Source organism: Pseudomonas sp. MF5691, from assembly GCF_016405645.1.
Classification (GTDB): Bacteria; Pseudomonadota; Gammaproteobacteria; order Pseudomonadales; family Pseudomonadaceae; genus Aquipseudomonas; species Aquipseudomonas shahriarae.
In genome coordinates this window covers 474,330-494,920 of record NZ_JAEKDC010000001.1, presented here as the reverse complement: position 1 = coordinate 494,920, position 20,591 = coordinate 474,330, and the positions used below count along the sequence as shown (strand labels likewise).

General features: G+C 61.7%; 23 protein-coding genes and 1 pseudogene. 13 read left to right on the top strand and 11 right to left on the bottom strand.

Annotated features, from left to right (window positions below; genetic code table 11):
- The first annotated feature begins 9 nt into the window (after positions 1-9).
- Positions 10-1,026 (top strand): 23S rRNA (adenine(1618)-N(6))-methyltransferase RlmF, encoded by a 1,017-nt coding sequence (rlmF, locus tag JFT44_RS02340; protein ID WP_057958549.1) that lies wholly within the window; start codon positions 10-12, stop codon positions 1,024-1,026.
- A 67-nt stretch (positions 1,027-1,093) separates the two neighbouring features.
- On the opposite strand, the gene JFT44_RS02335 is transcribed toward rlmF, so the two are convergent.
- The gene (locus JFT44_RS02335) at positions 1,094-1,375 is read right to left on the bottom strand and encodes an HU family DNA-binding protein (protein ID WP_038443110.1); all 282 of its coding nucleotides are present in this window, start codon (positions 1,373-1,375) and stop codon (positions 1,094-1,096) included.
- Positions 1,376-1,771: 396 nt separating this feature from the next.
- Between JFT44_RS02335 and yejK the strand changes: the two genes are divergently transcribed.
- The gene (gene yejK / locus JFT44_RS02330; protein WP_038443112.1) at positions 1,772-2,776 is read left to right on the top strand and encodes a nucleoid-associated protein YejK; all 1,005 of its coding nucleotides are present in this window, start codon (positions 1,772-1,774) and stop codon (positions 2,774-2,776) included.
- Positions 2,776-3,129, top strand: a complete 354-nt coding sequence (locus tag JFT44_RS02325) for a glutaredoxin family protein (RefSeq protein WP_057438267.1) — start codon at positions 2,776-2,778, stop codon at positions 3,127-3,129. The genes yejK and JFT44_RS02325 overlap by 1 nt, the downstream gene beginning before the upstream one ends.
- A gap of 211 nt (positions 3,130-3,340) precedes the next feature.
- Here the strand turns inward: JFT44_RS02325 and JFT44_RS02320 are convergent, their stop codons facing one another.
- The 5 genes from JFT44_RS02320 to JFT44_RS02300 all read right to left on the bottom strand — a co-directional run bounded on the left by JFT44_RS02320 (position 3,341) and on the right by JFT44_RS02300 (position 6,873).
- Positions 3,341-4,270 carry a glutathione S-transferase family protein gene (locus tag JFT44_RS02320; protein WP_198830314.1) on the bottom strand — a complete coding sequence of 310 codons (930 nt, stop codon included), beginning with the start codon at positions 4,268-4,270 and terminating at the stop codon, positions 3,341-3,343.
- A gap of 81 nt (positions 4,271-4,351) precedes the next feature.
- Positions 4,352-4,636, bottom strand: coding sequence for a GIY-YIG nuclease family protein (locus JFT44_RS02315; protein ID WP_057444436.1), 285 nt, complete (start codon positions 4,634-4,636; stop codon positions 4,352-4,354).
- A 36-nt stretch (positions 4,637-4,672) separates the two neighbouring features.
- Positions 4,673-5,143, bottom strand: a complete 471-nt coding sequence (locus JFT44_RS02310) for a nuclear transport factor 2 family protein (RefSeq protein WP_057444437.1) — start codon at positions 5,141-5,143, stop codon at positions 4,673-4,675.
- Positions 5,144-5,227: 84 nt separating this feature from the next.
- Complete coding sequence (locus JFT44_RS02305; RefSeq protein WP_057438263.1) at positions 5,228-5,863, bottom strand: response regulator transcription factor; 636 nt, start codon at positions 5,861-5,863, stop codon at positions 5,228-5,230.
- 200 nt (positions 5,864-6,063) lie between these two features.
- Positions 6,064-6,873 (bottom strand): response regulator, encoded by an 810-nt coding sequence (locus tag JFT44_RS02300; RefSeq protein WP_198830313.1) that lies wholly within the window; start codon positions 6,871-6,873, stop codon positions 6,064-6,066.
- Positions 6,874-7,300: 427 nt separating this feature from the next.
- On the opposite strand from JFT44_RS02300, the gene JFT44_RS02295 reads away from it, so the two are divergent.
- From JFT44_RS02295 to JFT44_RS02260, 8 genes are all read left to right on the top strand, one after another.
- Positions 7,301-7,927: a DUF1120 domain-containing protein gene (locus tag JFT44_RS02295; RefSeq protein ID WP_057438259.1), complete on the top strand. Its 627-nt coding sequence runs from the start codon at positions 7,301-7,303 to the stop codon at positions 7,925-7,927.
- A 47-nt stretch (positions 7,928-7,974) separates the two neighbouring features.
- A complete protein-coding gene (locus tag JFT44_RS02290) occupies positions 7,975-8,589 on the top strand; it encodes a DUF1120 domain-containing protein (protein ID WP_057958544.1) in 615 nt (204 codons plus the stop codon).
- A 37-nt stretch (positions 8,590-8,626) separates the two neighbouring features.
- A complete protein-coding gene (locus JFT44_RS02285) occupies positions 8,627-9,247 on the top strand; it encodes a DUF1120 domain-containing protein (protein ID WP_169989496.1) in 621 nt (206 codons plus the stop codon).
- 89 nt (positions 9,248-9,336) lie between these two features.
- Positions 9,337-9,963, top strand: coding sequence for a DUF1120 domain-containing protein (locus tag JFT44_RS02280; RefSeq protein ID WP_115128933.1), 627 nt, complete (start codon positions 9,337-9,339; stop codon positions 9,961-9,963).
- 33 nt (positions 9,964-9,996) lie between these two features.
- Positions 9,997-10,698, top strand: a complete 702-nt coding sequence (locus JFT44_RS02275; RefSeq protein ID WP_057958542.1) for a fimbria/pilus chaperone family protein — start codon at positions 9,997-9,999, stop codon at positions 10,696-10,698.
- Positions 10,699-10,753: 55 nt separating this feature from the next.
- Positions 10,754-13,186, top strand: coding sequence for a fimbria/pilus outer membrane usher protein (locus tag JFT44_RS02270; protein ID WP_307829567.1), 2,433 nt, complete (start codon positions 10,754-10,756; stop codon positions 13,184-13,186).
- Positions 13,187-13,197: 11 nt separating this feature from the next.
- Entirely contained in the window at positions 13,198-14,340 is a 1,143-nt protein-coding gene (locus tag JFT44_RS02265) for a DUF1120 domain-containing protein (protein WP_128592821.1), read from the top strand.
- A 17-nt stretch (positions 14,341-14,357) separates the two neighbouring features.
- Positions 14,358-15,008 carry a DUF1120 domain-containing protein gene (locus JFT44_RS02260; protein WP_057438251.1) on the top strand — a complete coding sequence of 217 codons (651 nt, stop codon included), beginning with the start codon at positions 14,358-14,360 and terminating at the stop codon, positions 15,006-15,008.
- Here JFT44_RS02260 and JFT44_RS02255 read toward each other — a convergent pair.
- Both JFT44_RS02255 and JFT44_RS02250 read right to left on the bottom strand, forming a co-directional pair.
- Positions 15,005-16,285 (bottom strand): CynX/NimT family MFS transporter, encoded by a 1,281-nt coding sequence (locus tag JFT44_RS02255; protein WP_057438249.1) that lies wholly within the window; start codon positions 16,283-16,285, stop codon positions 15,005-15,007. The genes JFT44_RS02260 and JFT44_RS02255 overlap by 4 nt on opposite strands.
- Entirely contained in the window at positions 16,275-16,934 is a 660-nt protein-coding gene (locus tag JFT44_RS02250; RefSeq protein WP_057958539.1) for a FadR/GntR family transcriptional regulator, read from the bottom strand. The genes JFT44_RS02255 and JFT44_RS02250 overlap by 11 nt, the downstream gene beginning before the upstream one ends.
- Positions 16,935-17,093: 159 nt before the next feature.
- Here JFT44_RS02250 and JFT44_RS28950 point away from each other — a divergent pair.
- Together JFT44_RS28950 and JFT44_RS29035 are read left to right on the top strand one after the other, a co-directional pair.
- Positions 17,094-17,165: pseudogene (locus JFT44_RS28950) on the top strand (type II toxin-antitoxin system MqsR family toxin); the annotation flags it as partial.
- Positions 17,166-17,185: 20 nt separating this feature from the next.
- Positions 17,186-17,359 carry a YgiT-type zinc finger protein gene (locus tag JFT44_RS29035; protein WP_169959846.1) on the top strand — a complete coding sequence of 58 codons (174 nt, stop codon included), beginning with the start codon at positions 17,186-17,188 and terminating at the stop codon, positions 17,357-17,359.
- Positions 17,360-17,466: 107 nt separating this feature from the next.
- Here JFT44_RS29035 and JFT44_RS02240 read toward each other — a convergent pair whose 3' ends face one another.
- From JFT44_RS02240 to JFT44_RS02230, 3 genes are read right to left on the bottom strand one after another with little or no spacing between them, the layout of a single operon-like run.
- Positions 17,467-18,231 carry an amino acid ABC transporter ATP-binding protein gene (locus JFT44_RS02240; RefSeq protein WP_045062117.1) on the bottom strand — a complete coding sequence of 255 codons (765 nt, stop codon included), beginning with the start codon at positions 18,229-18,231 and terminating at the stop codon, positions 17,467-17,469.
- Between the two features lie 10 nt (positions 18,232-18,241).
- Positions 18,242-19,339, bottom strand: a complete 1,098-nt coding sequence (locus JFT44_RS02235; RefSeq protein WP_057958538.1) for an amino acid ABC transporter permease — start codon at positions 19,337-19,339, stop codon at positions 18,242-18,244.
- Between the two features lie 10 nt (positions 19,340-19,349).
- The gene (locus JFT44_RS02230; protein WP_198830312.1) at positions 19,350-20,531 is read right to left on the bottom strand and encodes an amino acid ABC transporter permease; all 1,182 of its coding nucleotides are present in this window, start codon (positions 20,529-20,531) and stop codon (positions 19,350-19,352) included.
- Between the last annotated feature and the right edge of the window lie 60 nt (positions 20,532-20,591).

The following is a 20,591-nucleotide window of genomic DNA, read 5'->3' as shown; positions in this document are numbered from 1 at the left end:
AGAATCATCATGACCGCCCCCAGCACACCCAAACCGCCCCGCAAGAAGCCGAAAACCGCCGCCACAGCCAAGCCCGTGGTGCCACGCAAAGAGGCCACTCTGCATCCGCGCAACCGCCACCAGGGCCGTTACGACTTCCCGGCGCTGATCAAGACTACGCCGGAACTGGCCCAGTACGTGATCCTCAACCCCTACGGCAAGGAAAGCATCGACTTCGCCAGCCCGGACGCGGTGCGGGTGTTCAACCGGGCGCTGCTCAAGGCGTTCTATGGCGTGCAGCACTGGGATATCCCGGCTGACTACCTGTGCCCACCGGTGCCAGGGCGTGCCGACTACGTGCACTTCCTCGCCGACCTGCTGGCCAGTGTCAACGACGGCAAGATCCCCCGTGGCTCGATCGTCAAGGTGCTGGATATCGGCATGGGCGCCAACTGCGTCTACCCGCTGATCGGCTACATGGATTACCGCTGGAATTTCCTCGGCTCCGAGATTGACCCTACCGCCGTGGCGGCCGCCAAGGCCATCGTGCAGTCCAACGACCTGAGCAAGGTCATCCAACTGCGCCTGCAAACCAACCCGAAACATATTCTGCTGGGGCTGCTGGAGCCGGGTGAGCGTTTTGACCTGACCATGTGCAACCCGCCGTTCCATGCCTCCATGGACGAAGCGACCAAAGGCAGCGAGCGTAAGTGGCGCGCCCTGGGCAAGGCCGACCCCAAGCGCAAGTTGCCGGTACTGAACTTCGGCGGCCAGTCGGCAGAGCTATGGTGTGAGGGCGGCGAAGCGCGGTTTGTCACGCAATTGATCGCCGAAAGCGCGCATTTCGCCCATAAAGTGCTGTGGTTCAGCACCCTGGTGTCAAAAGCCTCCAACCTGCCTGCCATCGAGACCGCGCTGAAAAAAGCCGGTGCCCTGGAAAGCCAGGTAGTGGAGATGTCCCAAGGCCAGAAACAGAGCCGTTTTGTGGCCTGGACCTTCCAGACCAAGAACGAGCAGCAGATCTGGCGCCAGCGCTGGGTGCGCTAGAGGTAAATCGCAGGCAACAAAAAACCGTGCCCGGATCGCTCCGGTGCACGGTTTTTTTTGCTGCGTCTTACTTGTTGATCGAGTCGGTCAGGCCTTTGGCCACAACCAGCTTGATCACTTTCTTCGCAGCGATTTCGATGGCAGCGCCAGTCGAAGGGTTACGGCCGGTACGGGCTGGACGCTCGGTCACTTTCAGCTTGCCAACACCTGGCAGAGTGATTTCGCCGCCGTTGTCCAGCTGGTCACCAACGATCTGAGCCAGTTGCTCCAGTACGGCACGTACTTGAACCTTGGTGGTATCAGTGGATTCGGCGATATCAGCGATCAGTTGGTCTTTAGTCAAAGCCATTGTGGTGTTCCTTCCCTATCAAATTCATTTGGATTGCAGAGTGCAGTGTCAGCCATCGAGCCCGACCGTCATGGCCTGGCACCCCTGGCCATAACCGCGAGAGATCGGGGTTATAGATGCCTGAAACGGGGTTTGGTTCGACCTGACAAATGCTGAATGCACGCTTAACGCCGATACATCGCGTAAGACCGGGCAAAACTAGCACAGAGACGGGGAAATATCCGCTTCTACCTACCCATTTGGTCAGCTTTATCGCTCTAAACCGTGAAAAAAAGGCATCTGACCCGTCAGAGGCCTCCCGAAACCGCTTCAAACGACGCCGCGACCAACGGGTGCGGTACACTGGCGACTTTTTCCGGGAGGCCAACCGCTCCCGCTCAACCAGCCGAGAAGCCCATGCCGATCCGTCATTGCATCGTCCACCTGATCGACAAAAAACCCGACGGCACGCCCGCAGTTCTCCACGCCCGTGACTCCGAATTGGCCGAGTCCGCCGCCATCGAGAACATGCTCGCCGACCTCAACGAGAGCTATAACGCCAAACAAGGCAAGGCCTGGGGTTTCTTCCATGCCGAGTCCGGCGCGCACCCGTTCAGTGGCTGGTTGAAGGAATACTTCGAAGGCGGCAAGGATTTCACCGCCTTCAGCCGGATTGCCGTGGAGCATCTGCAAAAACTGATGGAGGAGTCCAACCTCTCCGTCGGCGGCCACGTGTTGTTTGCCCACTATCAACAGGGCATGACCGACTACCTGGCTATCGCCCTGCTGCACCACAGCGAAGGCGTGGCCGTGACCGACGAGCTGGACGTGACGCCCTCGCGCCACCTGGACCTGGGCCAGTTGCACCTGGCGGCACGCATCAACGTGTCCGAATGGCAGAACAACAAGCAGTCCAAACAGTACATCTCGTTTATCAAGGGCAAGAACGGCAAGAAGGTCTCGGAGTACTTCCGCGACTTTATCGGCTGCCAGGAAGGCGTCGACGGTCCGGGCGAGACTCGCACCCTGCTCAAGGCCTTCAGTGACTTCGTCGAAAGCGAAGACCTGCCGGACGAGTCCGCCCGCGAGAAAACCAAGACCCTGGTGGATTACGCCAGCAGCCAGGCCAAGCTCGGCGAGCCGATGGGCCTGGAAGAACTGTCGGGCCTGATTGATGAAGATCGGCCAAAGGCCTTCTACGACCATATCCGCAACAAGGATTACGGCCTGTCGCCGGAAATCCCGGCGGATAAACGCACCCTCAACCAGTTCCGCCGCTTCACCGGGCGCGCCGAGGGCCTGTCGATCAGCTTTGAAGCGCACCTGCTGGGCGACAAGATCGAGTATGACGAAGCCGCCGGCACCCTGATCATCAAGGGCTTGCCGACCCAACTGACCGACCAGCTCAAGCGCCGTAACTGATGCTCGGCGGGGTACTGAAGAAAGTCCTGCTGGTGTTGCTGGTAGTGGTGGCGATCCAGAACTGGGGCAAGATCGAGCGACTGTTCAATCCGTCGCAGGTCGTCCCGGAGCAGGTACGCGCCACTGCCCGGGTCACGCTGTACAGCACCGAGTGGTGCGGGTACTGCAAGCAGACCCAGCGGTTCCTCGATCAGAAGGGTATCCCCTACAAGACCGTGGACATCGAGAAGGACGCCCAGGGACGCAAGGCTTATGAGGCCCTGGGAGGCGGCGGGATTCCATTTGTGGACGTGAATGGCACGCAGATCCGCGACTACAACCCGGATGCCATCCTGTCCGCCCTGAACCTGTAGGCGCGAGCAAGCCCTAATGCCGACCCGTTAAGCGAACGCAATGCTCAACGCAGCGAAGACCAAATGTGGGAGCGGGCTTGCTCGCGAAGACGTCGGCCCAGCAAACATTGATGTTGACTGACCCACGGCTTTCGCGAGCAAGCCCGCTCCCACAGGGGATCTACGCCTGACTGAACGGCATTCGAGCAAACCCGCGCCTACAGCGGTTTGATTAACGGATTAAGAAGCCCAGGCGCGGAAAGTGCACATGCACGGTGCCGCCACGCTCATCCTCACGGCGCAGGATCAACTCTTCGCGACCGGCAAACACCAACTCCCCCGCCACCGGGTCGACGCCATAGTCGGTCGCGGCGATGGTCACTTGCTGGCCGACCTTGAACCCGTTGGGATCTTCAAACACTTCATCCGGCAACGCCGCAGGCGCGCTATCGCGGGCGATTTCCAGGGCCTGCCCGGCATTCATCTCGCTGGCGGTGCCATGCCCGAAGCCCAGCACCCGAGCAAGCCAGGCGCTGGCAGCCGGATAGTTATCCACAAACGGCGAGGTCACTGATGAGCCTTTGAGGAACCACAACGGATGGGCCATGGCGAAGTCGGCAATCGACGGTTCGCCAAACAGGAAATCCCCTGACTGACGCTGCAACTGTTGCTCAAGCCGCGCAATGATTGCCGGCCACTGGTGCCGCGCCACCTCCAGCGGCATGCGGGCGGCGCTACCGTCGCCGAACATCTTGCTACGGTCGGCGACCAGCACCTGCAGCAACTGCGGTGGCACCTTGGCAAATTTCACGGCCAGGGATTCGGGTTGGAACACCAGGGCCACGGCATGGGAAAACACCACTGAATCGGCCCAGGCGGCAAAACTTTGGCTGAGCAGTTCCTGGCCTTCGGGAAACAGCGGCGGCGTGGCCTTTTCCTGTTCCAGGCGGCGGGCGATCAGCGCGGTGTCGCAATAAATATCCGCGCCCACCTGCAGCACCGGGGTTTTGCGGTAACCGCCGGTCAGGGCCGTCAGGTCCGGCTTGGGCATCACCGGGGGAATGATCACCGAATGCCAGGACAGCCCTTTGAAGCCCAGGAGCAGGCGGGCTTTTTCCGCGAAAGGGGATTGGGGGTAGTGGTGCAGGATCAACTCAGACATGCCGGACTCCGCCAGATGAAGGAGCGGCCAGATTATCGCGCAAAACCCCGGCGGCCTAGCCATTGGCCTGATGGGAACTGATCAGTCAGATTGATAAGCCCGGGCCAGACACTCCTTGGCGCTTTTCTTGAGCTTCTTTATCAGGCGTTCCTGGCGCAGGGCTTCGCCCTTGCTCGCGCAAGCCTCGGTATACACCAGCGCCACCGCCGGGCTGGACAGAAAAAACCGCGCGCCCTTGCCGCTCTGGTGCATCGCAAAGCGGCGCAGCGGATCGTTGCTGATCCCGCAATAGAGCGCGCCATTGGCCGCCCGGACCAGGTAGACAAACCAGGGTTTGGGCGCGACAGGTTCAGGTGGGCTGTTCACAAAAGGTTCTGGCAAACGAAAAGAGCGCCAATCTTATCAACGACTGGCCTGGAACGCCTTCAACCCTTTCAACGCCTGGCCGCGCACCGCGTTGCGCACCAGCGGCGTCCAGCCCAGCAGCAGGCCCTTGGTGCCAAGGGCCTGACGCGACCAGCGCCACAGGTCGAAATGGTCGTGGTGCTCGCAGATCTTGCCGTCGCGAAACACAAAGCGCGCCTGGATATCGTTGACCACCGTGCGGCCGGTCTGGCTGAACAGGTAGGTCGCCACCCAATGAGCACTGCCTTTGTTGTCGTCACTGTGTACCTGGTCGAAGGTCAGGGAAAAGTCCTTGGCCCGGGTGGTGAGCATGCGCCACATGTCGCCGGCATCGCGCCCGCGCAATTCGCCGAACGCCGGGTCGCTGAACAGCACATCCTCGGTGTAGCAGGCACTCATGGCCTCGGCATCCAGGCGCTGGAAGGCGCCATAGAACTCGTTGATCAGGGCGTTATGGGCGTCGCTCATGGGCAGCATCCGGCGAAGGGTTGAAAGTCACTTACGATAGTGTGCATGGGCCTGCAACACCATCGGCATTGATCTGCGGAATACCTAGGGCACCATCCCGCAGCTGCGAGCATAGGCGAACAGATCCACGTCGGTGGAAATACACAGGCGGTTCATGGCCGTGCTTTTCTGTTTGCTGATGGTGGAAATGCTGCGATTGACCCGCGCGGCGATCTGACTGACCGTCATGCCACTGGCGAGCATGCGCACCACTTCGCGCTCCTTGCCGGACAACTGCGGCTGTTGCGACTGGTCGCCCGTACCCGCCTCCACCAACTGCACCCGCAGGCATTCGCTGACAAAGGTCTGGCCGGCGTGCACCGTCTTGATAGCCAGGGGCAACTCCTTGGCCGAGGCACTTTTGGCGACGATCGCCTGTGCGCCGTGGGCAAAGGAGGCGCGCAAGGTGGCGACGTTGGCAAACATGGTCACCAAAATCACCGGCAACCTCGGGTACTGGCGGTGCAACAGGCTCAGCAGGCCATAGCCGTCAGCCTGCTGGCCGCCCGGCATAGCGAAGTCGGTCACCAGTACGTCGCAGGGCGTGGTTTCCAGCAACCGCAGCAGTTCATCGGGGCCATCGGCCTCCCCCACGACTTTGCACCGACCATTCGCCTCGATTACCACTCTCTGCCCGATACGCACAATGGGATGATCGTCAGCAATAATTACGCGAAGCATAAATACCCACGGATGATGGCAACTTGAATCCGCGCAAAATACCTGCGCCGGTCCCCTTCAACAACTGCCTGAGCTCCCGGTTTTTTCATCACGATCAATGTTTGGTAGCCAGCCCGGCAACACCTACAAAATAAAAAGAAAACGCCTACACCAAAAACTTTCAACACAGACTTCCATTTACCTACAAATCGACAAAGGCATCACAGCGAGCCCAAGTAAGTGAGGTAGGTATGCAAGTCAGCCTGGAACGCTTCCAGCTGCAACGCGCTCAATGCTATGCCCTGGGCATGGACGCGCTCGATCAGGCGCATGCCTCGCAACTCCAGGTCCGCCACCCCGAGGAAGGCCAGGCTCCCCACCAGGCGATGCAAGCGCTCGGCGGTCAACGGCGCATTCAGAGTCCGGCACGCATGAGCCAGGCCGACACTGTCCTCCCGGGCTTCGCAAAGCAGGCTGGCGAGCATCTGGTCCACTACAAGAGCATCGCCAAAAGTTTCAATCAGGCCGGCACGGGTCGGCCAGAGTGCCGAAACGGGCACCGGCGCCTGCACATCGGCCGGGCCTGGCAGCCACAATGCCAATACGCTACGCAATTGCTCGAGGGACAACGGCTTGAGCAACCAGGCATCCATGCCTGCATCGCGGCAACGTTGGGGGTCGTCATGTACCAGGTTACCGGTCAATGCAATGATCGGTACCCGCCTCTGGGCGTTAGCGTGTTCACGCAGACGGATTGCACGGCTCATGGTGTAGCCGTCCATATGCGGCATCTGACAATCACTGATCACCAGGTCGAATCGTCGTTCGGTAAGGGCTGCCAGCCCGTGCTGCCCGTCGCCGACCAATTGATGGCCCAGCCCGAGCTGTTTGAGGAACCACCCCATTAAGATGCGGTAGGCGGAGTGGTCTTCCACCACCAGTACCTTGAGGTGCTGCCAGTGCACAGGCGGTGTAGGCGAAGGTGTCGGTTCACGGGAAAGCACTGCGTTGGAAAATACGCCAGTCTCCATGGTCACCTCATGATTGCGATGGGTCCTGCAACGCCCAGCGCTCGTAGTAGGCCGGCAACGCTGACGCAACAGCCAGGGGACGTGCGAACACTTCACACGACTGCTATCGCACTACAAAAGTAGCCTTATGAAGGCGGTCATGACGATGCAAAAACTACGAAAAAACCAACTTTCCTACAAAACAAATTAACTTATTCCGACACGCTCCAAACTGATTTCCCTCTCCCGCCGATTGTCGTAATAGTTGTATTTCCCCTGCCCAGCCTCCCCGCTAAATTGCGCCTACCCCGAGAAGAGGGAGCTCAGGCGCCGCCCCGCAGCAGCCCTGAAACCCATAAGCCAAGCCGCCTTGTAAGCCACCCTTCACAAAGGGCAGGTATTGCCGTGTGCGCCTTATCAGCCGAACCTGCACTGGAACAACCTGAACATGAACAAGTCGTTAAACCTGGTGGGCACCGCCCTGTTGCTCGCCAGTGCCTCATCGGCCTTTGCCGCCAGCACCGTGGACCTTACGGTCAAAGGGCTTATCACCCCAAGCGCCTGCACCCTCACCGTGCCGGGCGCTATCGACTTCGGGAAAATCTCGGCCAAAGACCTGAACCCGGACACACAAACACGAATTGAAGACAAGACCCTGCAACTGACTGTGAATTGCGAGGCCATGACGCTGTTTGCGATCAACCCTGTCGATAATCGGGCAGGTACATCGCACGGCACCAATGCCTCAGGCTATGGCCTGGGGCTGATCAATGGCACGGAAAAACTCGGGATGTATGTAGTGATCGTGCGTAACCCCGTCGCCGACATCCCATCGCAAATGCTGCAATTTCGCGATGGCACATGGCGCATGCAGTGGGACGACGACTATGTCGCGCCCAACCGGTTGATTGCATTCGGCAGCTTTGTCCCGGATGTCGGCTACTTGCCGCACCCCCTCGAAACCGCATCCGTGGAGATCGTGCTCAATACCTGGATTGCCCCGGCAAACACGCTGACCCTGACCGATGAGGTGGCGCTGGACGGTTCGGCAACCCTGGAAGTGAAGTACCTCTAAACCGGTCGACGCTGCTTGGACCACTCCAGATAAAGGGCCCTATGTCTATGAACGCTTTTGCCTCCAGACTCCTACTGACATTGCTGTTCACACCGGCGGCATTCGCCGCCAGCACCACCGACCTCGCCGTCAAAGGCACCATTACGCCCAGCGCCTGCGCACCGTTGATCTCAGGCGACGGCACCATCGACTTCGGGAAAATGTCGGCCAAGGACCTCAACGCCGACCAGCACACCAAACTGCCCAATCAATCCATGCTACTGAGCGTGCGCTGTGAAGCACCGACGCTTTTCACCCTGAACACTGTCGACAACCGTGCCGGCTCCTCGGCCAACCACGACAACTGGCATGGCCTGGGCATGACGCCCGGGGGCGAGAAACTGGGAGGGTCCGCCTTTCATCTCTACACCCCGATAGCTGACGGTGCCCCGGTACGGACCATTACCTCGCGAGACGGCGGCGTGACGTGGGAACTGACCAATATGCTCAACCACACCCTGGTGACGGCAGTTGCGAGGGGCAATGACCTGGTACCTATCGCCGTCCGCGCCTTGGACGCGGAGATCCGCCTGTACACCCACATTGCGCCTGCCGATGGCCTGACCCTGACCGACGAAGTCCCCGTCGATGGGCACGCCACGGTCCAGGTCAACTATCTGTAACGCCACACACAGCCCCAATCGAAAGGAACTCGCTCCCATGAAACCCGTGTTCACCGCCATCGCCACCAGCCTGCTGCTGCTTGGCTCTGCCACCAGTTACGCGGCCTCCACCGTCGACCTGACCGTCAAGGGTCTGATCGTCCCCAGCGCCTGTACGCCTAACATGGACCATGGCGGAATCGTCGACCATGGCAAGATTTCCGCGAAAGACTTGCGTGCGGACAGCCCCACACAAATCGGCACCCACGTCCTGATCCTGGGGGTCACGTGCGATGCCCCGATTCAATTTGCCCTGCACGCCATCGACAACCGCGCCGGCTCGTCCCCCACTGCGGCCCAGTTCGGCCTGGGCTTGATCAACGGCACGCAAAAACTGGGCTGGTTCGGGTTGACGCTACGCAACGCGGTCGCCGACGGAATACCGATGCAGCCGATTGCATCCGCAGACGGCGGCAATACCTGGTACAGCGAAAAGTTCTGGAATCCAGGTTTGTACATGGCCGCAGCCACCATGGATGACGCCACCCAGCCGGCCTCCATCCAGGAGCTGGTGGCGGAACTGGTGGTGGAAACCAGCATTGCCCGTACCGACGGCCTGGACCTGAGCAACGAGGTCACCCTCGATGGTTCCGCCACCCTTGAAGTCAAGTACCTGTAACCCTTGGACGCCCATGCCTGGCTGAGACTTGCGGGCATGGGTATTTCTTTCGTATCGGCCGTGTCTACTTCGGCCAGTGGCGCCCACCGATGAACACCTACCCTCGCCTTCTGGCGATCTGGCTTTTGCTGACGAATGGCGCAGCGGCCTTCGCCGCGTCTTCTGTCGATATCACGGTAACGGGGCGGCTGACGCCGGATGCCTGCCACGTGACGCTGTCAGAGGACGGCACGGTTAATCATGGGAAAATTCCCGCACACACCCTCAACGCCAACGAGTTCACCGTACTACCGGGCCAGTTGCTGGAACTGAAGGTGCAATGCACCAGGCCGATGTTGTTCGCCCTGGTGGGGCTCGATAACCGCGCGCAATCCTCACTGGCCCCTGGGTTCTTCTATGGCTTGGGCCGAAACATCCACGTCCCGGCCGAGCGCCTGGGGTCCATCGCCCTGTCCTATCGCAACCCCCAGGGCGACTCACAGCCCATGCAGGTCCTGGCCTCCACCGACAGTGGCGAAACCTGGCGCCCGGAACCCAATGCGTACCCCAAATCCTATGTCGGCTTTGCCCTGCCCGGAGATCGCCAGCCGGACTTCATCGGCCAGTTGACGACTCAATTGCGCATCGACACGTCGATCAACTTCACCCAGTACCTGACCCTGAATCAGGAGGTGCCGCTCGATGGCTCCATCGTGCTGGACCTGCGTTACCTCTGACCTCTTCACGCTGCCCCAATGGAAGACCCCGGCATGACCACAACCTTACTCAAAACAGCAACCTGCTGGCTTGCCCTGTCGCTGCTGCTTGGCGCACAGGCCCAGGCCGACGGCATGGTGCCGGACACCTCCGTGGTGATTATTTACGAAGCCGAGGGTGAGGCCGCCGTTTCAGTGACCAACACCGACGGCCAGCTCGCCTTGTTGCACGTCACCCTGGAAGACATTCCCGAAGACACCGAACCCCTGCTGGTAGTCACGCCGCCACTGTCGCGGGTGGAGCCGGACAAATCGCAATTGGTCCGTTTCATCCTGCAAAGCCAACAACCGCTGCGTACCCAGCGGCTCAAACGGGCGATCTTCGAAGGTATGCCCCAGGGCCGTTCCGCGGCCAAAGCCGGGCACGCACAGGTCGGCGTGACGGTGCGCCAGAACCTGCCGGTGATCATCCACCCCAAGGGTCTGGCCCTCAATCGCACGCCCTGGACCAGCCTGACCTGGTCGCAACAGGGCAGTACCTTGCACGTGCGCAACGACAGCCCGTATGTGGTGCGCCTGGCCCAGGACCTGCGCCTGCTGCCCGGTGACGGCAAAGCCATGCTGCCTCGCACCTACGTGTTGCCCGGGGAGACCCTGAGTGTGCAGGCCAGCGGCGGCCCCGCCACTAAAGTGCGACTGCAACCGGCCACCGTCTACGGCTTTGCGGCTGCCGCCTACGAAGCCCCGATCATCTGACGAGCAACAAGAGGTTCCCGACCCGCCACAGACGCCCTTCAATCGAGTGCCTTTCGTGAAAACAATATTGAGCTCCCGTGACGGCGAAGCAGTGCCCGACACTCCCGCTCGCCTTGCCTTCCCCGCGATGCTGCTGGCCTGTGCCTTATTGCCGGGCAAAGCCTGGGCCGAAGCACGGCCCGGCTTCGACGCCACCACCCTGCACCAGCGCGGCATTGACCCACAGTTGGCCAACCTGCTGCTGGACGCCCCACGCTTTGCCGCCGGCAGGCAGGCGGTGAGCCTGCGGGTCAACGGCCAGCCTCGTGGGCGCCTGGAGGTGGGTTTTGATCAACAGGGCGTACTGTGTTTTGACCGATCCTTGCTGGACGCCGCCAACCTGACGCTCCCCGGCGACGAAGGGCCCTGCCATGATTTTCTCGCGCAGTACCCACAAAGCCTGGTGGAGCCGGACCCCGCCAGCCTCAGCGTGTCCCTGGTGGTGCCGACCGATGCATTGCGCCCGGTGCAACAGGACGTCTCGGGCTATGAAACCGGCGGCGTCGCCGGCTTGCTCAATTACGATCTCACAGGGTTCTATAACCGCTTCGGCGACGGCAACAGCCGGTTTGGCTCGGCCAATACCGAGGTGGGTTTCAACGCCGGCGACTGGATCGTGCGCAGCCGCCAAGTACAGACCTGGCAGGATGGGCTGTCGCGCAGCACCCATCTGGAGGCCTATGCCCAGCGCACCTTTGCCAGCCATCAAGCCGTGCTGCAAGCCGGGCAGATCAGCCTCTACAACCCGGTGTTATCCGGTGCGCAGATCACCGGGGTCCAGGTCCTGACCGAACAGGCTCTACTGGAACAGGGGCAAAGCGCGACCATCGACGGTATTGCCAACAGCCCGGCGCAAGTCGAGGTGCGGCAGAACGGCGCGTTGATTCACTCCACGGTGGTGCCCGCCGGCCCGTTCTCCCTGACGGACGTACGGCGCCTGAACTCGCGTTCGGACGTCGAAGTCACGGTCAAGGAAAGCAGCGGCGGCGAGCGACGCTTCACCGTCCCCGCCGCCATGCTCGGCCTCGGGTTGCCAGCACCGGGGTACTCGGTGGCGGTGGGCCGTGTGCGCAATATCGGCGATGCCCAGGGCGACGATCCGTGGGTCGCCAGCGCGGGCTGGACCGGTGCCGTGCACTCGCAACTGTCCCTGGGCAGCGGCGTGCTGATGTCCAGTGAATACCGGGCTGCGGGGCTGAGCCTGGGTTGGCTGCCGTGGCTGGACAGTCAGATCCAGCTGTCCACACAGCTCGCCGATACCCAGGCGCGGGATAAGGTCCGTGGCCTGCAAACCGACCTGTCCTGGGCCCAGCGCCTGAATGATCAGTGGTCGTTCAGCGTGGCCAATTCCTGGAGGACACCGGGCTATCGGGAACTGGAAGAAGCCACCTACGCGCCCGACACCACCCAGCAACCGCGCTCCCGTTATCGCGACCAACAAAGCGCCACGCTGGGCTGGTCCCACCCGTGGCTGGGGGCTTTCAGTGCCGGGGTTTCGCGCTCGAGCAGCGCTGACGGCGAGAGCAGCAGTCGCGGCCTGGCGTCCTGGGGCACCAGCGTCGGCGGGGTGTCATTGTCGGCCAGTGCCGAGTGGCAGATGGGCGGGCGCCAGCAGCAGGACAACGCGGTGTACCTGAACGTCAGCCTGCCCCTGGGCGAGAGCCGCCGCGTGCGGGCCTGGGTCCGCAACTCGGGTGGCGAACATCGCACGGGGCTGGGGCTGAACGAACAGATCGACGATCAATTGAGTTACCGCGTCAGCGCCGAACACGACACCCGCGACCAGCAGGTCGAAACCACCCTCGGCCTCTCGGCCCTGCCCCGCTACAGCCAACTCGATTTCAGCTACAGCCGCGCCGATGCCGAGCGTTCGAGCTATCAGGGCAGCGCCCGGGGGGGCGTGGTGCTGCATGGTGGCGGTGTCACGTTGTCGCCGTATGCGGTGCGCGACACCTTTGCCGTGGTGGCGCTGGGCGACATGGGCGGTATCAAGCTGAGCACGCCCAGCGGCCCGGTGTGGACCGACTGGCAAGGCCAGGCCGTGGTGCCCCAGGTGAGCGCCTATGGCCGCAGCCCGGTAGAAGTGCAGACCCGCTCGCTGCCGCGCAATGCCGATATCAACAACGGCCTGACCATGATCTCGGCCGGGCGCGGCGCCGTGCAACGGGTCGAATTCGGCGTGACCTTGACCCGTCGAGTGCTGCTCACCGCACGCACCGCACAGGGGGCGTTACTGCCCCGTGGCGCCTCTGTCAGTACCGCCAGCGGCGAGTTCGTGACCCTGGTGCAGGACAGTGGCCAGGTGTTCCTGCCCAACGTGCTGGAGCAGTCTGAATTGTGGGTCAACGCACCAGAGATGGAGCGCTGCCGGCTGCAATTTGAACTGCCGGCCAAGGGCGATCCCCAGGTGTACTTCGAAACCGTGCCAGCGAGCTGCAACGCCTTATGAGGACGATCACCATGCGCCTTTTCCGCGCCCCAAAGCGACTGATGGCGGTCGTGCTTACCGTCGGCCTTGCCGGCAATGCCCTGGCCGATGACGAGTGCCAGTTGACCCTCAGTGAATCCCTGCTGGATTTGGGCCTGATGAGCCGCCTTGCACAAAACGACAGTGCCCCCCAGCGCCTGCTCGGCGAGCGCCGCCTGAGCCTGAACCTGAGTTGTCCGCAACCGGCGGATATGAGTGTGTTCTATCGGGCCCTGGCGGCGAATGCGCAACACCTGCAATTTACCGAACATGGACACTACGCCCTGCAAGTCAGCGATGGCGTGCTGGATGGCCAGGCAGTGGAGCTGGGGTTACTACCGGGCGCCGGCCAGCCTCCCGCCACCGTCGCCACAGCGTTGAACTGGCGTCCAGGCCATGGGGTGGTGCCGATGGTCGGCGGCAATCCGGTGCAAGGCCAGCACTTTTCCCTGCAAGTAAGCCTCAGTGCCTGGGCCGACGTGGCCGCGACCCACGTGCGCGATGCGACCACCTGGGAAGTGTCGGGCACCTTCGACGCCCCCCAAAGCGGACGCTACCGGGAACTGACCCTGCGCGCCCACTTCGCCCCCGTCGCTTGCACACCGCAGTTATCCAACGGCGGCCTGGTGGATTACGGCACCTTGCTGGCCAAGGACCTGAGCGCCACTGCAGAAACCCCGCTGCCCACCCGTACGTTGCAGTTTTCCGTGAGTTGCGATGCCCCCGCACGCTTCGCCCTGGTGATGCACGACAACCGATTCGGCTCGGCCACCGGCGGCACCGATGAGACCGCCTACGGCCTGGGCGTGGATGCCAGTCACAACAAAATCGGTCGCTACTATCTGAACATCGACCCGGCGGACTTCAGCGCCGATAACCTGGGCACCCTCTATCGCACCGACTCCACCAGCAACGGCCAGGCCTGGAGCAGCGCCACCGCCCGGCAGATCCCGATCGCCGCCAATAGCCTGATGGGGTTTACCGACAGCATCGGCAGCACCCTGGGGCCGATTGCCGCTCAACACCTGGTCGGCACGGTGCGCATCAAGCCCTACCTGGCCCCCACCCAATCCATGGACCTGCGCAACCTGGTGCGTATCAACGGCTCCGGCACCCTGGAAATCATCTACCTCTGACCTTTGGAACCTTCTTTATGCACAAGCACTGCCTGGCTTTGCCCGCCCTGCTGTTACTGGTCTCGGCGCAACCTGCGCTGGCCGCCTCGACCGTGGACCTGAGCGTCAAAGGCCAGGTCACGCCGACAGCCTGTACCCCGCTGCTGTCCAGCGGCGGGCTGATCGACTATGGCAAGATTTCCCAGCATGACCTGAACCTCGACAAGGGCACACGCCTGCCGATCAAGCAGTTGCAAGTCAGAATCGGCTGCAATGCCCCAGCCCGCTTTGCCCTGCGCATGCGCGACAATCGCAACGGTTCGGCCACGGTCAACAGCGAGATCTATTACGGGCTGGGGTTCGACAACAGTGGTAATCGCATCGGGCTGTACTCCATGACGTTTGATCCCAGAAAAACGCTGGTCGACAGTACTTCGCTGATCTACGGCACCGAGTCCACCACCGGCGGCCTGGCCTGGCGTACCGCCAACCTCAACACCATCGAGATTGGCGCCAACAGTTACCTGGGTTTCACCGAAACCAAAGACAGTGTCGCCGGACCGTCGGCGATTCAGGTTCTGATCAGCACGGTCAAAGTCGAGGCGGTGATCAATGCCCGGCAGAACCTGGACCTGAGCACCGATACCCCGCTGGATGGCTCGGCAACCCTGGAAGTGCTGTATCTCTAGAGTTTCTCGCTGGTGACCTGCACATACTGCGCACGTCCTGCGCCCAGCCCGGCGACGATTGCACCCAGGCCGATTACCGCGAAAATCCAGCCAATGGCCGTCCAGCCGCCGGTCCAGTCATGCACTAGGCCGACCGCGAACGGGCCAAGGGACGCCAGGGTGTAGCCGATGCCCTGGGCCATGCTCGACAGGTTGGCGGCCACATGGGAATCGCGCGAGCGCAGCACGATCAAGGTCAGCGCCAGGCTGAACGTGCCACCCTGGCCCAGGCCCAACAGAATCGCCCAGCCCCACAGACCGTCCAACGGTGCATACAGGCACCCGAACAGGCCGCCGAGGGTCAGCAGCATCACCACCACAATGGCCAGGCGTTGATCCTTGCCACGGGTGGCCAGCCAGGGTGCGGCCAGGGAGCTGGCCAGTTGCACGATGATCGAGCCGGACAGGGCCAACCCGGCTTCAGTGGCACTCAGGCCACGGCCGATGAGGATCGACGGCAACCAGCCGAACACGATATAGGCCAGGGACGATTGCAGGCCCATATACAACGTCACCTGCCAGGCCAGCGGGTCGCGCAGCAAGCCCTTGACCCGGTACGCCACCTGGTGGGCGCCGTGTTTCTGCCCGACTTGCGGTAACCAGAACAGGGCCGCCAGCAGTGCCGGCAGCATCCAGAAGCCCAGGCCGATGTTCCAGCTGTCTGCGAAGTAATGACTCAACGGCACCGTGGCCCCTGCTGCCAACGCCGCGCCCAGGCACAGGGCCATGGTGTAGACCCCCGTCATGGCCCCGGCCTGCCTGGCGAAGTCACGCTTGACGATACCCGGTAACAACACCCCGATAATGCCGATACTGGCCCCGGCCAACAGACTGCCGGCGAACAGCCCGACCTCACCGAACGAGCTGCGCAGAATGATCCCGGCGGCCAGGGTCAATAAAATCCCCAGCACCACCCGCTCGGCGCCAAACCGTCGGGCGAGGATCGGCGCCATGGGCGCAAACAGGCCCAGGCACAGCACCGGCAAGGTGGTCAGCAGGCCGGCCTGGGCCGCCGACAACCCCAGGCTGGCGGACACTTCACTGAGCAGCGGTGCCATGCTCGACAACGCCGGGCGCAGGTTCAACGCCACCAGGATCAGGCCCAGTAATAACAGCCACGGACGATGCACCTGCGGCGGACTGTGCTGGACCACCTCGTCGTCGGCCTCGGCGTCGATCAGCAATTCTTCAAGGGCATTTTCTGGGCGGGGCATGGCGTTCTCGGGTTCAAGGTTCATTGATCAACTGCCGGGACAGGGCTTTGGCGCGCTCCGGGGCCTGCTGCTCCACGGCATTGAGCAGTTCGACATGCAGGTCGAACACTGCCTGGCGACGCGGCTTGATATTCAGGGTCTGGCGCAACTGAGCGCCGACGATGCTGGAAAAGTACTGGTACAGCTCGCTCAAGGCCGGGTTGTGGGCCGCGTCCACCAGGCGCTTGTGGAACACCAGGTCGCACTGGATGTAGTGCTCCAGGTCGCCGTGGTAGTGCTCGCCACTGGCCTGCAGCGCTTGGTGCAGGCGTTGCAGATCCTCAGGGGTGCGGCGCAAGGCCGCCAGGCCGACGGCCTCGACCTCAAGAATCTGCCGCGTCTCCTGCGCCTGCTCCAGGGTGCACTGGGACATGGCATTCATCACCCCTAACGGATCGGTCATGGAACGCAGGTAGCTACCGTCTCCCTGGCGAACCTCGATCAGCCCGGAGAACGCCAGCACCCGCATGGCTTCGCGCACGGTATTGCGGCTGATGCCCAGCTCGGCCGACAGCTCCGGCTCGGTGGGCAGGCGCTCGCCAATCGCCCATTTGCCTTGGGTGATGCGCTGGCGCAGTTGGTCCAGGGCCTGGTCGACCAGGGAGCGTTTGATCAGAGGGGCGATGTCCGGCATGGGTTTTGTACTTTCGTCCAATCATAGGATGAATTTTCGTACAGACTATTCGGAGTTGCCTACAGAAGCAACGCACCAGGGTTTTCAGGCGGGCAAAGGAAGCGAATTTTCGATCAGTAAAATTACCCTTCAAGGGTAACTATTGGCCTCAGGTGTCTTATGGAAAAGTACACACCTCATTACGATTTGGCGGTGATAAAAGTGGATGTCAGGCGGCTTGGAAGGAACGCAAAACCATCAGTGTCCAGGGCATGGAGCGTCGGGTCGACACTCTTTCAGGCTGGGAATGCAAAGCCTGTGGCGACGGCTTTTGGGACCCCGATACCGATAGTGCGGATCGCTATGCAGAAGCGGGTGATGAGCTGGTTCTCGCCGCGCGAAAAATGATCGGCGCCGAGATAAAACGCATCCGCCGAGGGTGCTGATTTGTTCGGTGCCTTCACCTCTACCGTGAACAGCGACACTGAAGTACTCAACGCTTCCTAGCCGCAAAAAAAACCCGGCGCCAGGCCGGGTTGGTCTCAAACATCCATCAATGCAAAATCTGACTCAAGAACAACTTGGTCCGCTCATTCTGCGGGTTGTCGAAGAAGTCATTGGGCGCCGCCTGTTCCACGATCTCGCCCTTGTCCATAAAGATCACGCGGTTGGCCACGGTGCGCGCAAAGCCCATTTCGTGGGTCACGCACAACATGGTCATGCCGTCTTCGGCCAGGCCGATCATGGTGTCCAGCACCTCCTTGACCATCTCCGGGTCGAGGGCCGAGGTCGGCTCGTCGAACAGCATGATTTTCGGCTTCATGCACAGGGCACGGGCAATCGCCACGCGCTGTTGCTGGCCGCCCGACAATTGCCCCGGGAACTTGTGGGCCTGCTCCGGGATGCGCACGCGCTCCAGGTAGTGCATGGCGATTTCCTCGGCCTTGCGCTTGGGCATCTTACGCACCCACATCGGCGCCAGCGTGCAGTTCTGCAGGATGGTCAGGTGCGGGAACAGGTTGAAGTGCTGGAACACCATGCCCACTTCCCGGCGCACGCTTTCGATCTGCTTGAGGTCATTGGTCAGTTCCACGCCATCGACCACGATGCGCCCCTGTTGGTGCTCTTCCAGGCGGTTGAGGCAGCGGATGGTGGTGGATTTGCCCGAGCCCGACGGGCCGCACAGCACGATGCGCTCGCCCTGCTTGACGTTGAGGTTGATGTCTTTCAACACATGGAACTGGCCGTACCACTTGTTGACGCCCTGCATCTGGATAATGCCTTCAGGGCTCACCGGCTGTTTGATTGCTTCGCTCATCAAGAAACTCCTAACGCTTGTGGCCAGTGTCGAGCTTGTGTTCCAAATGAATGGAATAGCGCGACATACCAAAACAGAAAATCCAGAACACCAGGGCCGCGAACACATAGCCTTCAGTGGCCATGCCCAGCCATTTCGGGTCGGCGGCGGCTTGCTTGACGCTGTTGAGCAGGTCGAACAAGCCGATGATGATCACCAGGCTGGTGTCCTTGAACAGCGCAATAAACGTGTTGACGATGCCGGGGATCACCAGCTTCAGGGCTTGCGGCAGGATCACCAGGCCCATGCTGCGCCAGTAGCCCAGGCCCATCGCGGCGGCCGCTTCGTACTGCCCCTTGGGAATCGCCTGCAAGCCACCGCGCACCACTTCAGCCACATAGGCCGACTGGAAGAGGATCACGCCGATCAGGGCCCGCAGCAGCTTGTCGATGCCCATGCCTTCAGGCAGGAACAGCGGCAGCATCACCGACGACATGAACAGCACGGTAATCAACGGCACGCCGCGCCAGAACTCGATGAAGGTCACACACACCACACGAATCGCCGGCATGTTCGAGCGTCGCCCCAGCGCCAGCACAATCCCCAGGGGCAAGGCCCCGGCGATGCCAACGGTGGCGATGACCAGGGTCAGCATCAGGCCGCCCCATTGGCTGGTGGCGACGTTGGTCAGGCCGAAGATCCCGCCGTGCAGCAGGAAGAAGGCGATGATCGGGTACAGCACCAGAAAGCCCAGGCCGTAGACCGCCTTGCGCTGAAACCGCGAGATAAACAGCGGGGCCACGCCAATCACCGCCAGCCACACGGTGAAGTCCACGCGCCAGCGCAGGTCGCCGGGATAGTAGCCGTACATGAACTGCCCGAAGCGCTGTTGGATAAACACCCAGCAGGCGCCTTCCTTGGTGCAGTCGGCGCGGGTGGTGCCGACCCAGTTGGCGTCGAGGATCGCCCACTGCAGGATCGGCGGCACCACCAGGTACACCAGGTAGAACGCCAGCAAGGTCAGCAGGGTATTGAGCCAACTGGAAAACAGGTTGGCGCGCATCCATGCCATCGGGCCGAAGACTTTGTTCGGCGGCGGCATATCAGGTTTGAAAGTATGGGAAGTCATGCGGGTGTCCTCACCGTTCGATCAGCGCAATGCGCTTGTTGTACCCGTTCATCAGCAGGGAAATGCTGATGCTGATTGCCAGGTACACGCTCATGGTGATGGCAATGACCTCGATGGCCTGGCCGGTCTGGTTGAGCACCGTGCCGGCAAACAGCGAAACCATTTCCGGGTAACCGATACCGGCGGCCAGGGACGAGTTTTTCGCCAGGTTCAGGTATTGGCTGGTCAGCGGCGGGATGATCACCCGCAGGGCTTGCGGGATGATGACCTTGCGCAGCGTGGGCCCGGGGCGCATGCCCAGGGAGCGCGCGGCTTCGGTCTGGCCGTGGCTGACCGACTTGATGCCCGAACGCACGATCTCGGCAATAAACGCTGCCGTGTAAACCGTGAGCGCCAGGGTCAGCGCCAGCAGCTCGGGGATCAGAACCCAGCCGCCGACGAAGTTGAAGCCCTTGAGTTCCGGCATTTGCCAATGCACGGGCGCACCAAACAGCAACGTGCACAACGCCGGGATCACCAGGAACAGCCCCAGACCCGCCCAGAACTTGTGGAACGGCACGCCGGTGGCTTCAAAGCGTTTATTGGCCCAACGGCTCATCAACACAATGGTAGTGATCGCCAGCACCACACTGCCGACAAACGGCCAGAACCCATCGGCCGCGACGGCCGCCGGCATGTTCAGGCCACGGCTGCTGACAAAAAAGGTGTCGCTGAAGTTATGGCTGTTGCGCGGCCCCGGCATGGTCAGGAACACCGCGAAATACCAGAACAGGATTTGCAGCAGCGGCGGAATATTGCGAAACACCTCCACATACACCGTCGCCAGTTTGCTGATGATCCAGTTCGGTGACAGCCGGGCCACGCCGATGATAAACCCGAGGATGGTGGCCAGGACCACACCGATCACGGTGACCAGCAAGGTGTTGAGCAGACCGATCACAAAGACCCGGGCATAGCTGTCCGATTCGGTGTAGTCGATCAAATGTTGAGCGATGCCGAAACCGGCGCTGCGCTCCAGGAAGTCGAAGCCGGAGGTAATGCCCCGGTGCTGAAGATTGGTTTGCGTGTTGTTGAACAGGTACCAGCCCAACGCGACCACCGCCACGATGGTGATGATCTGGAACAGCCACGCACGCACTTTTGGATCACTGAAGCTGAGCTTCTGTTTTGGTGCGCCGATTTGAGTTTGCATTAAGTGCCCCGCAAAAAATGGAACAGAACATCACCCGGCGGTTGGCCCACCGGGTGATAG

Excerpts from the sequence above, each read along its gene's own strand:
- rlmF (WP_057958549.1), top strand. The coding sequence starts at position 10 with ATGACCGCCCCCAGCACACCCAAACCGCCCCGCAAGAAGCCGAAAACC.
- JFT44_RS02335 (WP_038443110.1), bottom strand. The coding sequence starts at position 1,375 with ATGGCTTTGACTAAAGACCAACTGATCGCTGATATCGCCGAATCCACT.
- yejK (WP_038443112.1), top strand. The coding sequence starts at position 1,772 with ATGCCGATCCGTCATTGCATCGTCCACCTGATCGACAAAAAACCCGAC.
- JFT44_RS02325 (WP_057438267.1), top strand. The coding sequence starts at position 2,776 with ATGCTCGGCGGGGTACTGAAGAAAGTCCTGCTGGTGTTGCTGGTAGTG.
- JFT44_RS02320 (WP_198830314.1), bottom strand. The coding sequence starts at position 4,270 with ATGTCTGAGTTGATCCTGCACCACTACCCCCAATCCCCTTTCGCGGAA.
- JFT44_RS02310 (WP_057444437.1), bottom strand. The coding sequence starts at position 5,143 with ATGAGCGACGCCCATAACGCCCTGATCAACGAGTTCTATGGCGCCTTC.
- JFT44_RS02305 (WP_057438263.1), bottom strand. The coding sequence starts at position 5,863 with ATGCTTCGCGTAATTATTGCTGACGATCATCCCATTGTGCGTATCGGG.
- JFT44_RS02300 (WP_198830313.1), bottom strand. The coding sequence starts at position 6,873 with ATGGAGACTGGCGTATTTTCCAACGCAGTGCTTTCCCGTGAACCGACA.
- JFT44_RS02295 (WP_057438259.1), top strand. The coding sequence starts at position 7,301 with ATGAACAAGTCGTTAAACCTGGTGGGCACCGCCCTGTTGCTCGCCAGT.
- JFT44_RS02290 (WP_057958544.1), top strand. The coding sequence starts at position 7,975 with ATGAACGCTTTTGCCTCCAGACTCCTACTGACATTGCTGTTCACACCG.
- JFT44_RS02285 (WP_169989496.1), top strand. The coding sequence starts at position 8,627 with ATGAAACCCGTGTTCACCGCCATCGCCACCAGCCTGCTGCTGCTTGGC.
- JFT44_RS02280 (WP_115128933.1), top strand. The coding sequence starts at position 9,337 with ATGAACACCTACCCTCGCCTTCTGGCGATCTGGCTTTTGCTGACGAAT.
- JFT44_RS02275 (WP_057958542.1), top strand. The coding sequence starts at position 9,997 with ATGACCACAACCTTACTCAAAACAGCAACCTGCTGGCTTGCCCTGTCG.
- JFT44_RS02265 (WP_128592821.1), top strand. The coding sequence starts at position 13,198 with ATGCGCCTTTTCCGCGCCCCAAAGCGACTGATGGCGGTCGTGCTTACC.
- JFT44_RS02260 (WP_057438251.1), top strand. The coding sequence starts at position 14,358 with ATGCACAAGCACTGCCTGGCTTTGCCCGCCCTGCTGTTACTGGTCTCG.
- JFT44_RS02255 (WP_057438249.1), bottom strand. The coding sequence starts at position 16,285 with ATGAACCTTGAACCCGAGAACGCCATGCCCCGCCCAGAAAATGCCCTT.
- JFT44_RS02250 (WP_057958539.1), bottom strand. The coding sequence starts at position 16,934 with ATGCCGGACATCGCCCCTCTGATCAAACGCTCCCTGGTCGACCAGGCC.
- JFT44_RS29035 (WP_169959846.1), top strand. The coding sequence starts at position 17,186 with ATGGAGCGTCGGGTCGACACTCTTTCAGGCTGGGAATGCAAAGCCTGT.
- JFT44_RS02240 (WP_045062117.1), bottom strand. The coding sequence starts at position 18,231 with ATGAGCGAAGCAATCAAACAGCCGGTGAGCCCTGAAGGCATTATCCAG.
- JFT44_RS02235 (WP_057958538.1), bottom strand. The coding sequence starts at position 19,339 with ATGACTTCCCATACTTTCAAACCTGATATGCCGCCGCCGAACAAAGTC.
- JFT44_RS02230 (WP_198830312.1), bottom strand. The coding sequence starts at position 20,531 with ATGCAAACTCAAATCGGCGCACCAAAACAGAAGCTCAGCTTCAGTGAT.